Below are 13,571 nucleotides of genomic sequence, written 5' to 3'. Positions count from 1 at the left end.
TATAAGGAGTATCTATGGCAACAGTAAAAAAACGAGAGGCATTTCCCCTGCTCGCCCTTCGGGACATGGTCATTCTGCCCCACGTCATCACCCACTTCGACGCCGCGCGCAAAAAATCCGTCGCCGCCATCGAGCGGGCGGATGCCGGGGACGGCTATCTGTTTTTGACCACCCAAAAGGATCCCGACGTGGAAGAGCCGGAAATCGACGACCTGTACGAAATCGGCACCCTGGTTAAGATCAACCAGATTCTGCGCCTGCCCGGCGACATCGTACGCGTGCTGGTGGAAGGCCATGCGCGGGGACGCATCGTCGCGTCGGATTTTTCCGACAGCTATATTCGCGCGCAAGTCGATGTCTTCGAGGAAGAAGAAGTAGACATGGACGCCGAAATGGAGGCGCTTTTGCGCATGGCAGAGGCGGATCTCGACGAATATATCGAAAAAAACAACAAGATCTATCCGGGACTTTTGGATTCGGTGATTAATTACGACACCCCGCAGACTTTTGCCGATACCGTGGCGGGCTATGTCAATTTACGGGCGGAAGACGCCCAGTCGGTTCTCGATGCGATCGACATTAAGGCGCGGCTCACCACTCTGCATATGGTGCTTTCGCGCGAGATCGAGCTTTTAACCATCGAAAACGCCATCGACGACAAGGTAAAGCGGAATATGAGCCAGAGCCAGAAGGAGTACTTCCTCAAAGAGCAGATGAAGGTGATCCGCCGGGAACTGGGCGAAGGCGGAGACGAGGAAGAAGAGATCGACAATTACCGGGAAAAGCTCGAGGAAAAGGCGCTCCCCGACGCCGTGCGGGAAAAGGCCGAGAAGGAACTGCAGAAGCTCGGCCGCATGAACAGCGCCTCCCCCGAATACGCGGGCATCACCAATTATTTGGATTGGGTCCTCGATCTGCCCTGGTGTGAAGAGGCTGAGGAGGACTACGAACTCGCCGAGGCCCGAAAGATCTTGGACGACGAGCACTACGGGTTGAAGGACATCAAAGAGCGGATCCTCGAGTTTATCGCCCTGCGCAAAAAATCCTCCAATGCCAAGTCGCCCATTCTGTGCCTGGTGGGTCCGCCGGGGGTCGGCAAGACCTCCATCGCCGCCTCTGTCGCCAAAGCGCTGAAAAAGCCCTATGTGCGCATGAGCTTGGGCGGCATGACCGACGAGAGCGAAATTCGCGGCCACAGACGCACCTATATCGGCTCTATGCCGGGGCGGGTGCTTACCTTGATGAAGCAGGCGAAGAAGAACAACCCGCTCTTTCTGTTGGACGAGATCGACAAGGTGGGCAACGACTACCGCGGAGACCCCGCATCGGGCCTGTTGGAAGTATTGGACCCGGCACAGAACAACACCTTTACCGACCGCTATATGGAGGTGCCCTTCGACCTCTCCAAGGTGTTCTTTATCACCACCGCCAATACCACCAAGACCATTCCCGCGCCGCTATTGGACCGGATGGAGATCATTCGCCTCGGCGGCTACACCCCCGAGGAAAAGCGCGAGATCGCGACGCGCCACTTGTGGCCCAAGCATCTCAAGGACGTGGGCTATGATCCCGAGGAGATCACCATCTCGGACAATGCCGTCGACACCGTAATCGAAAGCTATACGGGCGAAGCGGGCGTGCGCATGCTCGACAAGGAACTCGCGAAGATCGTCCGCAAGGTGACGCTGGAATATCTGGAACGCGACAAAAAGCGCGTGCAGATCACCAATCGCAACTTGAGCAAGTATCTGGGCGAAAAAAAGGCGCTGCGCGATACGGTGGAAGAGGAAGATCTGGTGGGCTATGTAAACGGCCTGGCGTGGACCTCGATCGGCGGCGTGCTCTTGGGGATCGAAGTCAATATCGTCCCCGGCAAGGGCAAAATGCAGCTTACCGGCCAGCTGGGCGATGTCATGAAGGAATCCGCACAGGCGGCGCTCAGCTATATTTGGAGCAAGAGCGAAGAGATCGGCATTCCCGCCGACTTTAAGGAAAAACACGACATCCACATCCACGTTCCCGACGGCGCCACTCCCAAGGACGGCCCCAGCGCCGGGATCGCCATGACCACCGCACTCTATTCGGCGCTGACGGAAAAGCCCGTAAACCGACTGGTCGCCATGACCGGCGAGGTCACCTTACGGGGGCGCGTGCTCCCCATCGGCGGCCTCAAGGAAAAGCTCCTCGCCGCCCAGCGGGCGGGCGTCAAGACCGTGCTCATCCCCAAGGCGAACGAGCGGGAGCTCAAGGAAATGGATTCGCCTTCGATCGCGCGGCTTACGATTATCCCCGTCGAAAGCATGGAAGCAGTCATCAAAGAGGCGATTGCCGATGGTCATTAAACAACTGGAGCTCGAGCGCGTCGCCGTCAAGGCGGCGCAGTACCCCGCGGCGGATCTGCCGGAGTTTGCGTTCTGCGGACGGTCCAATGTGGGAAAGAGCAGCTTTATTAACGCCATGTTCGGCCGAAAAAACCTCGCCCGCACCAGCGGCAAGCCGGGCAAGACCCGCACCATCAACTTTTATCGGGTCAACGACGCATTGCGCTTCGTCGACCTGCCGGGCTATGGCTACGCCGTGGCGTCGAAGAAAGATATGGACGCCTGGGCGAAGACCATCAACGAATACCTGGCCGAGCGCGAGAATCTTTCGGAGCTGATCCTCCTGGTGGATATGCGCCATGCGCCTTCGGCAAAGGATCGGCAGATGTACGATTGGATCATAGAGAGCGGATTTGCCGGCATGGTGGTGGCCACCAAGGCGGACAAATTGTCGAACAATCAGCGGCAAAAGGCCGTTTCTGTCATCAAGAAGACGCTCTCCATAGAAAACACGGATCTGATCTTTCCCTTTAGCGCCGTCGACAAAAAGGCGGTGCCCGAACTCTGGGACGTCATCGAAAATATGGCGGAATTTCATCGAAAACGGCAATAAAAAAACGGCGTGTTGTAGAACACGCCGTTTCTGTATTTCTTAGTCGACTTTTTCGAAGTCTTCTTTGCCTGCGCCACAGAGGGGACATACCCAGTCTTCGGGAATGTCTTTAAAAGCGGTGCCGGGCTTTACGCCATTGTCCGGGTCGCCTTCTGCCGGGTCGTAGATGTATCCGCAAACTGTGCATTCGTATTTTTCCATGAATAGAACTCCTTTCAAAAGTTAACTCTTTGTCTTACTCCTTTTATACCCTCGAGACCGAAATTCTAAAACCGAAAATTTAAAACCGAAGGGAAAAATATTTTACGCGCTCGTCCGAAGACCGAAACAAATCGCCGCGCAGGGACCGAAAAGAAAACAGAAAAGAATAAAAAAATAATCCCGTATAAGAAGCACAGAATTGGGTACAATAAAAATAGAATTAGGGGTGAAGTTTTGAAAGAGCTAAGAACCATCGAGGGATCTGTCGAGAGCGATATGCTTTCGCTGCGCGGCTTTATCGCCGAAGCCATGCGACAGGTATCCTTTTATATTTCAGATATAGATTTACAGTACGACATTCGGCTGATCATCGACGAGCTGTTGTTGAACGGCGCGCAGCACGGCAATGATTGGGACAGCGACAAAAAAGTATATCTGCTCGTGGAACTCGGTCCCGAGACCGTTTCCATCGTCGTGCGGGACGAAGGGCGCGGCATCGACACGGTGCGAGAGGCCTTCGATTGTTCCAGCACGCGATGTAACGGGCGGGGTCTGTTTTTGGTGGAATCCATCTGCGAATCGGTCCGATACGAGGGCAACACCATTCGCTGTCATATGAATATTTAGTGCGGCATCTTTTACAAACGCGGCCGTTGCTGTATAATAGATGAGTTAGAGGATTGGCTTGACCGATCCTATTTTTATGGAGGCTTTTGCCGAGAAAGGAATTGTATGGAATCCAGGGAAATCAGAAATATCGCCATCATCGCCCACGTCGACCACGGAAAGACCACATTGGTCGACGTATTGCTCCGCCAGTCCGGGGTGTTTCGGGACAACCAGGTCGTCGCCGAGCGGGTTATGGATTCCGGCGACATCGAAAAGGAGCGGGGCATCACCATTCTTTCAAAGAATACCGCCATCCGATACGGGGACACGAAGATCAACATCATCGACACCCCGGGCCACGCCGACTTCGGCGGCGAGGTAGAGCGGGTGCTCAAAATGGTATCGGGCGTGGTGCTTTTGGTCGACGCCTTTGAAGGACCCATGCCCCAGACCAAATTCGTCCTCAAAAAGTCCTTTGAATTGGGCCTCGATTTGATCGTCTGCATCAACAAAGTCGACAGAGACGGCGCCCGTCCGGACGAAGTGGTGAACGAAGTCCTGGATCTGTTTATCGAACTCGGAGCCGACGAAGACGTGCTCGACTCTCCCTTTATCTTCGCCTCGGCGAAACAAGGTTGGGCGAGCGAAGACGCCGAAACCAAAGGGGAAAATATGAAGCCCCTGTTCGATGCGATCCTCGAGCACATCGACCCGCCCACCGACGATGTCGATCAACCCGCGCAGCTCTTGATCTCGACCATCGACTACAACGACTATGTGGGCCGAATCGGCGTCGGCAAGATCGAAAACGGAACCATCGACAAGGGCGACGAAATGCTCCTCGTAAACGCCGCCCGGCCGACGCTCAGACGCAAGGTGAAGATCAACAAGATCTTCGAATTCGAAGGTTTGGACCGCGTCGAGACCGATGGCTCCTCCGCCGGCAATATCGTCGCGGTGACCGGAATCGAATCCATCAATATCGGCGACACCATCACCGATCCGGAACACGGCGAGGCGCTGGAATTCGTCAAAATCTCCGAGCCGACATTGGCGATGACCTTCTCGGTCAACAACTCTCCCTTTGCCGGCAGAGAAGGGGAATTTGGCACCTCGAGACAGCTTCGCAGCCGCCTTTACCGGGAGCTGGAGACCGACGTGAGTCTCAAGGTCGAAGACACCGACTCCACCGATGCCTTTAAGGTCAGCGGCCGGGGCGAGTTGCACCTTTCGGTCTTAATCGAAAACCTGCGCCGGGAAGGCTACGAATTTCAGGTTTCCAAGCCCGAAGTGCTGTTTAAGGAAATCGACGGCAAGCGCCACGAGCCCATGGAAAAAGTCACCATCGACGTGGGGCAGGAATTTATCGGCTCCATCATCGAAAAACTCGGCCGCAGAAAGGGCGAGCTGCTCACCATGCAGGAACCCAGCGGCGGGTACAGCCGTTTGGTATTTCGCATTCCCGCCCGCGGCCTGATCGGCTATCGCCAGGAATTTATGACCGACACCAAGGGCAACGGCATTATGAACTCCGAATTCGAAAACTACGCCCCCTATAAGGGCGACATTCCCCGCCGCAAGACCGGCTCCATCATCTCCTTCGACACCGGCGTGGCATCCGCCTACGGTCTGCACAACGCCCAAGACCGCGGCGATCTCTTTGTAGAGCCCGGCGAAGAAGTGTATGCGGGCATGGTGGTGGGCTCTTCCCCCAAGGGGCTCGACCTCGAGGTGAGCGTCACCAAAACCAAGAAGCAGACCAACGTCCGCGCCGCCGGCAGCGACGATGCGCTGCGCCTTTCTCCCATCGAGGACCTGAGCTTGGAAGAGGCGATCGAATTTATCGAAGACGACGAGCTGATCGAGATCACCCCCAAGTCTTTCCGCATTCGAAAGACCATTCTCGATTCCAACCGGCGGTACAAATCCAACAAGAACAAATAGGAGGGCAGTATGTCGAAGGAAAGAGCCTATGCATTCTTAGAAAAAAAGGGCCTCACGGCACATTTCATAGAAACCGAAGACTCGACCGCCACCGTTTCTATGGCGGCAGAAGTCCTGGGCGTTACCGAAGGCGAGATCGCCAAATCCCTTACCTTTCGCGACAAAGACGGCACGCCGATTTTGATCGTGATGGCGGGGGACAAGCGGGTCGACAACAAAAAGTTTAAGGCGACCTTCGGCACCAAGGCGAAAATGCTGTCGCCCGAAGAGGTGGCGGACGAAATCGGCCACGAAGTCGGCGGCGTCACGCCCTTCGGCGTAAAGGAAGGCGTAAAGCTCTATGTCGACGAGAGCCTTCGCACTTACGACATTGTCTACCCCGCCTGCGGCTCGGCCTACGCCGTCTGTCGCTTTCGCCCCGATGAATTGATCGAAGCCATAGACGCGGAAGGCGCGGTGGATGTGGCAAAGTAGAAGGAGGTTCTCCCTCTCTTTGCTATTTGTTGGATATTGTCTGTTATACTCATAGCAAAGGAGGAGAGAAATGGATACCGCTTACGGATTTATCGACGAAAGACGGGAGAAAAAGCGCAGAAAGAGACGGCGTCGCCGCATCCGCCGCCTGCTCGTATTCTTTCTCCTGATGGCGTACTTATTTTCCAACGGCACATTGCAAAGACTGTACTACAAGACCGACGGCGCCCGGGTAGAAGACGTAGTGAGCGCCGCCGAGGGTTCCGTCGCCTATGCGCGGGACCATATGCCCGACATACGGGAATGGGTGGCCGATACCATCGGACATGTGGCGCAGAGAATGTAATGCGAATAAAAAACAAAAGTGCTTCGGCCTTTGCCGGAGCACTTTTATTTTTGCCGCACTCTCTTTTTGAACCAATGCGCCGTCGGCGTATCGGCACGGAGAAGCGCTTCGGGCGTGCCTTCAAAGAGCAGATGCCCGCCGCGCTTTCCGCCTTCGGGGCCCAGTTCTATGATCCAATCCGCCGCGGCGAGAAAGCGGAGATTGTGTTCCATAATGATCAGGCTGTTGCCCCGATCGACTATTGTGTCGAACAGGCGCAGAATATGCTCCGCATCCCGGGGGTGGAGCCCCGTGGCGGGTTCGTCGATCAGATAGATCTTCCCTTCGTATTGGAGGCGGCTCGCGAGTTTTAAGCGCTGCAGCTCGCCGCCGGAAAGATCTGCCGTCGATTGTCCCAGCCGCAGATAGTCGAGGCCCACGGCCTCCAGGGTCTTCAAGCGGTGCAATATCTTGTCGTTTTCGGCGATGGCAAGGGCCTCTTTGGCGGTGAGGCGCAAAAAGTCGACGATGTTTTTGCCGCGGTAGGTATAGGAAAGCGCCTCGTCGGAATATCGGAGGCCGCCGCAGCTTTCGCACACCAGCTTTACGGGATCGGCAAAGGCCATATCCGGCTCGTGATAGCCCTTGCCGCCGCAATCCGGGCAGGCGCCCAGGGAGTTAAAGGAGAACAGGCCGGGGTCTTTGCCGGTGGCTTTGGCAAAGATCTTGCGGATGTCGTCCATAATCCCCATATAGGTCGCCAGGGTAGAGCGGGAGGAAATGCCGATGGATTTCTGATCGATCCGCACGGTGTCCTCGCTGTGCGCGGGGTAGAAGGCATCGAGAATCAGCGAACTCTTGCCCGAGCCCGAAACGCCGCAGACGGCGAAGAAAACACCTTTGGGGATGGTAAGGGACAGATCCTTGAGATTGTGTACCCGGGCGTGTTCGATCGAAAACGCGTCCTTCGCGCTGCGATACGACGGCTTGAGCGCAAGCGGCCGGTTGCGATAGACACCCGTGGGCGTCTGTTTGGGGAGGCGTTCGGGCGGCCCTTGAAAGAGCAGCTCGCCCCCTTCGTCGCCGGCGCCGGGGCCCAGTTCGATCAATTCGTCGGCGGCTTCGATCACCATGGGATTGTGTTCCACCACCACGACCGTATTGTGCTTATCCACCAGATCCCGCAGCACCTTTACGAGCCCCGCCACCTCGCTCGCGTGCAGGCCCGTGGTGGGTTCGTCGAAGATAAAGGTAAGATTGTTCAAACTCGATGCCAGCTGGCGGGCGATCTTTACCCGCTGCGATTCGCCGCCCGAAAGCGTCGCCACCGCGCGGGAAAGGCGCAGATAGCCGAGCCCCAGGCGGATCAGATGTCGCGTCGTCTCGGCGGCTTCTCTGGCGATGGGCGTGCCCAGCGGGTCGTCCACGGCATCGAGCCAGCGCACCAGTTCGGTGAGTTCCAGTTCGTTGACTTCGACGATATGCTTGCCCGCGACCTTCGAAGTCAAGAGCTTGGGATTCAGCCCGCTTCCGCCGCAGGTCGGGCAGGTGCTGTGCCGGGTCATGGCGAGTACGTCGTCGCGATCGACTTCCTTCAGATCCGAAATATCGCGGTTCACATACAGCCGCTCGAAGCGCGGCACCAGGCCGTCCCACTTCGCCTGATGGGGACCGTTTTTGGTATGAAAGGGCATAATCACATATTCCGCGTCCTCGGGGCCATAAAAAAATAGCCGGCGCTTCTCTTCGGGCCAGTCGCGGATCGGCAGATCGGGATCAAAGGTGCCGCCGGTGATCATCCAACGCCCCTGCCAGCCGGAAGGGGAAAGCGGCTTAAAGCGCACCGCGTAGTCGCGTAAGGACTTGTCTTCATCCACCAATTTCGAGAGATCCGTCTCGACAATCAGCCCCTTTCCCGCACAAGTCGGGCAGCGCCCCACGGCGGATTTTTTGGAATAGTCGGTGGCCGAGCCCAACGAGGGGACCCCGGCACGGGAAAACAACAGGCGGATCAGCGGGCCGATTTCGGTATAGCTCCCCAGATCGGAGCGTGCATTGGCGCCGATGGGCCTCTGTTCCACTACCAAGGCGGGGCTCAGATTCCGAAGGGACTCCGCCTCCGGGCGGGGAAAGAGCGGCATATGGCGCCGCAGATACTGGGAAAAATTGCGCGTCATTTGCCGCCGGCTCTCCGCCGCCAAGGTGGAAAACACCACCGAACTCTTGCCGGAGCCCGATAGACCGCAAAAGACGATCAGCTTTTCTTTGGGAAGAGACAGACTGATGTTTTTTAAGTTGTTCTGCGTCAGTCCCTCCAAAATGATTCGATCTTCCATGGTTCCTTCTTTCTGTTTCTGTATGGGATACATTTCACCTATACCCGAAGCAGGGTTTGGTACGCGTCGGCAAAGGCGCCTCGAACGCGCGCGGGCGAATTGCAAAAGCGGCTTTGCTGTGGGAAAATGATACGAGGAGGCGCTATGTTTACTTTCAGAAAAAAGCCGAAGACCGTATACGAAAAGGTCGTAAAAGACATCCCCTTGGATTCCGCCGAGGACGGCAGCTACGAACTCGCCGTCCTAAAAGGCGAAGAGACAGTCCAAAGTGTGTCCACCGACGCCTTGGACGTGGGCATAATGGAATACTTTGCCCGGGAACCCTTCAGCATTCCACACATCGAAAACTACTTTCGCAAGCACCGCGCCATGGAGGCAAAATCCCATTTTGAAAACTGGCTCTACGCCTTTGACCAAATGGACCGCCCTTTTTTGGGCCTAAGCATCCTCCTAATGCGCGACAGCGAAGTAACAGAAGCCGTAAAATTCGGCATATACCTGACCCAATTCACTGACCTGAGCCACAAGACGCAGGCGCGGAAAATCGTAGAAGAATTGGGCCGACACGACGCATTCAGCTACTACGCCCTCGACGCCCTCTTGAAGAGCGCCGATTCCACCCACGCATTTTACGAATTGGGATCGACGCTAACGGGCCGGGGCAAAGAAATTTATGAGACCATGGCGAAGGCGCTATTGGAGAAAGGACGAAAATGAAACTGGGAATCGTACAAGATATGGAGCTCGTGCAAAAGGGAAAATACCTCTGGGCGAGAGAAGGAGAAAACGAAGTGCCGATCCACGGAAAAATGCGCGCAAAAGACGGCGAGATCCGACCGGTATTTTTGTATAGGGAAAACAATGGACAAATCGCCGGCATGCTCGAAACCCCCTATATTCAGGTGGGGGAGGTAAAGCGCCTCAAAGTATTGGATAAGTCCAAAATCGGCTACTTCGTCGACATCGGCGCGCCCAAGGACATTCTGCTGCCCTTCTCCGAGGCCACCGAGCGCATCGCCGAAGGAGAGCGCTACCTCTTTACCATGTATGTGGACAAATCCGAGCGTTTGGCGATGAGCATGCAGATCAAAGACGCCCTACGGACCGACAGCCCCTATAAGCGCGGCGATACCGTAAAAGGCACCGTCTACCATACCGGCGACATGGGCGCCTTGGTGGCGGTGGACGACACCTTCGACGGCATGGTGCCCAAGCAGGAGCTCAAGGGCATATACCGCGCGGGAGATGCCGTAGAGGCGCGGGTACAGACCGTCCTCGACGACGGCAAACTCACCCTGAGCCTCCGCGACTACGCTCATATCGAAATGCAGCAGGATTCCGACGTCCTCTACGATATGATGGGCGAATACGGCGGCGTCTTGCCCGTGGGCGACAAATCCGATCCCGAAGAGATTATGCGCATCACCGGCCTTACGAAAAAGGCATTCAAGCGCGCCGTCGGAAAACTCTACAAAGAAGGCAAAGCCGTGCCCGGCAAACAAGAAACGAGACGCAAATAATGGAAGTTTTCGATCATGCGGAACTCGAAATCGTCGACTACGACCATAGGGGAAGGGGAATCGGCAAGGTAGACGGCGCCGTCGTCTTCCTCGACGGCGGCCATATCGGCGATGTGGTAGAAGTCGAAATCACCAAAAAGAAAAAGCGCTTCTACGAGGCGCATATTCTCCGCACCCTAATAAAGTCGGCCTTGCGGGCCAAAAACCCCTGTCCGTACACCGACTGCGGCGGCTGTGCGTTTCTGGAACTCTCCAGAGAGGCGGAACTGGCGTGGAAGAAAAAGCGCATCGAAGATGCCCTGGCGCGCATCGGCGACGAGCCCACACACGTCGAGGACGTCCTGGTGCGGGGCGGCGACAGCGCCTACCGAAACCATATGCAGTTTCACGTGCGCGACCGCAAACTCTGCCTCTACGGCAAAAACGGCGAATCCGTGCCGGTAAAGCGCTGTATGATGCAGACCGATAGCGGCAATCGCATCCTCTTCGCCCTTACGGGACAAAAATTCTTGGACGCGCTTTCCTTTGTGGGGATCCGCACCAATCGGGCGGGCGAAGTGCTCCTGATCCTCGTAGGGGATCAACCCTTGCGCGAAAAAACCAAAACCGCCGCCGTCGCCTTTGCCGTAGAGCACGGCGTAAGCGGCCTCTACTACTCCGAACGCAAATCGAAAAAGGGCCACTACGGAGAACGCCTCACCCATATTTATGGAAAGGCGGCCATTACCGAAGAACTCGCAGGCTACCGCTACGGCATCGCCGGCACCAACTTCTTTCAGGTAAACCCTGAAGGCGCCGAAGCCATCATCCGCGGCGTCGCCGATGCCGTCAAAGGCGCGGATACCGTCGTAGAACTCTACTCGGGCATCGGCATGATCACCCTGCCCCTGCACGAGGAGGCAAAAGAAGTCGTCGGCGTCGAAATCTCCGCCGATTCCGTCGACTACGCCCGCAAAACCGCCGAAGAAAACGGCGTCAAAAACGTTCGCTACATCGCCGGTGCCGCGGAGGACATACTGCCTCGATTGGTAGAAGAAGGCCCCATCGACGTCATCGTATGCGATCCGCCCCGCGCGGGCCTGCATGAGACCGTCGTCAAGAGCATACAAGAAGCCGCTCCCGCCAGCGTCATCTACGTCAGCTGCAACCCCGCCACCTTGGCGCGCGACATTCGCCTGCTGGGCGATGCGTATCGGGTAGAGCACGTGCAACCGATCGATATGTTCCCGCGTTCGGCCCATGTGGAGGCGGTAGTATTGATGACAAACCAATAGAAAAAAAGATTTGAGGGAAAGTGTATGTTAGAAAATAGACCTGACTTTAAAGATATAAAATCATTTGAAGAATTCAACAGATACTATTGGTATCGAGAGGAGTTATCAAAAGTTTGCAAGACTCTTGGATTAGAATATAGAGGAACAAAAAAGGAACTGAATCATATTATAGAAGAATATTTTAAGGGAAATAAAATAAAAAAATCTTCAAGGAATAAAAATAAAAAGATAACTGATAATATAACGCTAAATACCCCATTACTGGAATGTGGATTTTCATTCAATCAAAAATTTAGGGACTATTTTTCAGAGCAAACTGGAATTAAGCCATTTAAATTTAATGCGAATATGGCAGAAGCTTGGCGAAAAGTAAAAAGAAAGAACGACAAAAATTTTACCATTAAAGATATGTTTGATGTATATAATGGAGACTCTGATTACGCAAAATATGATAATTCTACTAACCAATGGAACCAGTTTGTAAAAGATTTTAACTTAGATGAACGTAGTGATAAATTTTCTAATAAGATGAAAGTTGCTGCAATTCTTTGGAACGAAGTGAGAGAATCTAACCAAAGTAAAGTATATTCAAAAGAGCTTCTAAGCAAATATGCAGATAAAATAAAAAAATATCGTAAATGAGTAAATTCTACATTATAGAATGTGTATTATATATCAAAAACATAAAACTCGATATGTTCCTGAATACGTACTAGTATAAAAACATCCATGATATGTTTGCCAATACGAGGAAAATACTAAAAAAGGCGATGATATGTTTGCGAAAACATAAAAACGAAATTTTTATCCATAGTGACGACTCGAGGCATGTGGAGACTATAGCGTTGATACAAAAGATGTAAATATAGAAATCCTGCATTTTAAGCAGTTTTATAAGCATTTTGTCTTCGATAAAGATGAAGAAGGATACGTCAAAAAGACCCAAAAAAACTACATGGACGTAAGAGTAGTTTTGCAACTGGTATGAGGAGACACAAAGAAAAATATAATAAGATAAAACCCATTTTATACTTTCTACAAGAGTAGCTTAAATAAGGCTGCTCTTTTTTTATTTCAAAGAAAGGAGGCAGGAATGAATTTTGATTATTTTTATAATAGGCAATCTGAGATTTATAACTTCATTAGGTTACCTATGGTATTAATGGAAGATGAGATTTTTGAGAGCATTTCTATTGAAGCTAAAGTTTTGTATTCATATATGCTTAATCGAATGGGTCTTTCATATAAAAATGGCTGGATAGATGAAGATGGAAAAGTCTTTATTTACTACACAATGGATGCTATTAAACAGCAATTTAACTGTGCTAATGATAAAGCATTAAAGATTATAAATGAGCTTGATACAAAATCAGGAATTGGATTGATAGAAAAGAAAAGACAAGGACTTGGAAAACCAAATAGGATATATGTTAAGGATTTTATGAGTGTTTTCTATGATTCAAATAATAGAAATCCAGATTTCCGAAAAGCAGAAGTCCAGACTTCCGATAATCGGAATTCAAGAACTCCGAATAACAGACTTCAAGATTTCCGAAAATCGGAAGGTAACTATAACAATATTAGTAATAATGAGTTAAGAAATAATGATTTTAATAAAGGGCAAAAGCCTTATGGAATATATAAAAATATATTTTTGACTGATGAAGAATACAAGGACTTAACAAATGAGTTGGGAAACAGAATTAATGAATACATTGATAGATTGTCGTCATATATGAAAGCAAATAACAGAGAGTATCAAGACCACAAGGCAACGATAATTAACCGGAACAACAAACCGTACCGCTTGTGTATAGTTTTACTATAGCACAGGCTTTTTCCGTTGTAAAGGCGTTCCGACCATTGTTTTTTCGAAAAATTGCAGGATTTCTCGACTTTTTTCACCCGCCCCCCACGTCATACATTAGGATTTTACCCCCTAAAAATATATTTA

General features: G+C 52.7%; 13 protein-coding genes. 11 read left to right on the top strand and 2 right to left on the bottom strand.

The features are described from left to right. Positions 1 to 14: 14 nt before the first annotated feature. Positions 15 to 2,342 carry an endopeptidase La gene (gene lon / locus EL294_RS05880; protein WP_126465742.1) on the top strand — a complete coding sequence of 776 codons (2,328 nt, stop codon included), beginning with the start codon at positions 15 to 17 and terminating at the stop codon, positions 2,340 to 2,342. After that, positions 2,332 to 2,934, top strand: coding sequence for a ribosome biogenesis GTP-binding protein YihA/YsxC (yihA, locus tag EL294_RS05875; RefSeq protein ID WP_126465741.1), 603 nt, complete (start codon positions 2,332 to 2,334; stop codon positions 2,932 to 2,934). Before lon ends, yihA begins: the two co-directional genes overlap by 11 nt. Before the next feature lie 39 nt (positions 2,935 to 2,973). On the opposite strand, the gene rd is transcribed toward yihA, so the two are convergent. Continuing rightward, positions 2,974 to 3,135: a rubredoxin gene (rd, locus tag EL294_RS05870; RefSeq protein ID WP_126465740.1), complete on the bottom strand. Its 162-nt coding sequence runs from the start codon at positions 3,133 to 3,135 to the stop codon at positions 2,974 to 2,976. Positions 3,136 to 3,369: 234 nt separating this feature from the next. Between rd and EL294_RS05865 the strand changes: the two genes are divergently transcribed. The 4 genes from EL294_RS05865 to EL294_RS05850 all read left to right on the top strand — a co-directional run bounded on the left by EL294_RS05865 (position 3,370) and on the right by EL294_RS05850 (position 6,508). Further along, complete coding sequence (locus EL294_RS05865) at positions 3,370 to 3,762, top strand: ATP-binding protein (RefSeq protein ID WP_126465739.1); 393 nt, start codon at positions 3,370 to 3,372, stop codon at positions 3,760 to 3,762. Positions 3,763 to 3,867: 105 nt separating this feature from the next. Continuing rightward, positions 3,868 to 5,688, top strand: coding sequence for a translational GTPase TypA (typA, locus tag EL294_RS05860; protein ID WP_126465738.1), 1,821 nt, complete (start codon positions 3,868 to 3,870; stop codon positions 5,686 to 5,688). Positions 5,689 to 5,697: 9 nt separating this feature from the next. Beyond that, the gene (locus EL294_RS05855) at positions 5,698 to 6,162 is read left to right on the top strand and encodes a YbaK/EbsC family protein (RefSeq protein WP_126465737.1); all 465 of its coding nucleotides are present in this window, start codon (positions 5,698 to 5,700) and stop codon (positions 6,160 to 6,162) included. 70 nt (positions 6,163 to 6,232) lie between these two features. Then, positions 6,233 to 6,508: a hypothetical protein gene (locus tag EL294_RS05850; RefSeq protein ID WP_126465736.1), complete on the top strand. Its 276-nt coding sequence runs from the start codon at positions 6,233 to 6,235 to the stop codon at positions 6,506 to 6,508. A 44-nt stretch (positions 6,509 to 6,552) separates the two neighbouring features. Here EL294_RS05850 and EL294_RS05845 read toward each other — a convergent pair whose 3' ends face one another. After that, positions 6,553 to 8,823, bottom strand: coding sequence for an ATP-binding cassette domain-containing protein (locus EL294_RS05845; RefSeq protein WP_126465735.1), 2,271 nt, complete (start codon positions 8,821 to 8,823; stop codon positions 6,553 to 6,555). Positions 8,824 to 8,967: 144 nt separating this feature from the next. Here EL294_RS05845 and EL294_RS05840 point away from each other — a divergent pair, with 144 nt between their 5' ends. From EL294_RS05840 to EL294_RS05820, 5 genes are all read left to right on the top strand, one after another. Then, the gene (locus tag EL294_RS05840; protein ID WP_126465734.1) at positions 8,968 to 9,540 is read left to right on the top strand and encodes a hypothetical protein; all 573 of its coding nucleotides are present in this window, start codon (positions 8,968 to 8,970) and stop codon (positions 9,538 to 9,540) included. After that, the gene (locus EL294_RS05835; RefSeq protein ID WP_126465733.1) at positions 9,537 to 10,343 is read left to right on the top strand and encodes a CvfB family protein; all 807 of its coding nucleotides are present in this window, start codon (positions 9,537 to 9,539) and stop codon (positions 10,341 to 10,343) included. The genes EL294_RS05840 and EL294_RS05835 overlap by 4 nt, the downstream gene beginning before the upstream one ends. Continuing rightward, positions 10,343 to 11,617, top strand: coding sequence for a 23S rRNA (uracil(1939)-C(5))-methyltransferase RlmD (rlmD, locus tag EL294_RS05830; protein ID WP_126465732.1), 1,275 nt, complete (start codon positions 10,343 to 10,345; stop codon positions 11,615 to 11,617). Before EL294_RS05835 ends, rlmD begins: the two co-directional genes overlap by 1 nt. Before the next feature lie 24 nt (positions 11,618 to 11,641). Then, a complete protein-coding gene (locus tag EL294_RS05825; RefSeq protein ID WP_126465731.1) occupies positions 11,642 to 12,259 on the top strand; it encodes an SAP domain-containing protein in 618 nt (205 codons plus the stop codon). A 451-nt stretch (positions 12,260 to 12,710) separates the two neighbouring features. Further along, positions 12,711 to 13,445: a replication initiator protein A gene (locus EL294_RS05820; RefSeq protein ID WP_126465730.1), complete on the top strand. Its 735-nt coding sequence runs from the start codon at positions 12,711 to 12,713 to the stop codon at positions 13,443 to 13,445. The last annotated feature ends 126 nt before the right edge of the window (positions 13,446 to 13,571 follow it).

The sequence above is a fragment of the Aedoeadaptatus ivorii genome, assembly GCF_900638585.1.
Taxonomy (GTDB): domain Bacteria; phylum Bacillota; class Clostridia; order Tissierellales; family Peptoniphilaceae; genus Aedoeadaptatus; species Aedoeadaptatus ivorii.
The sequence above is the reverse complement of the archived record's forward strand: the minus strand, read 5'-3'. Positions and strand labels throughout refer to the sequence as shown.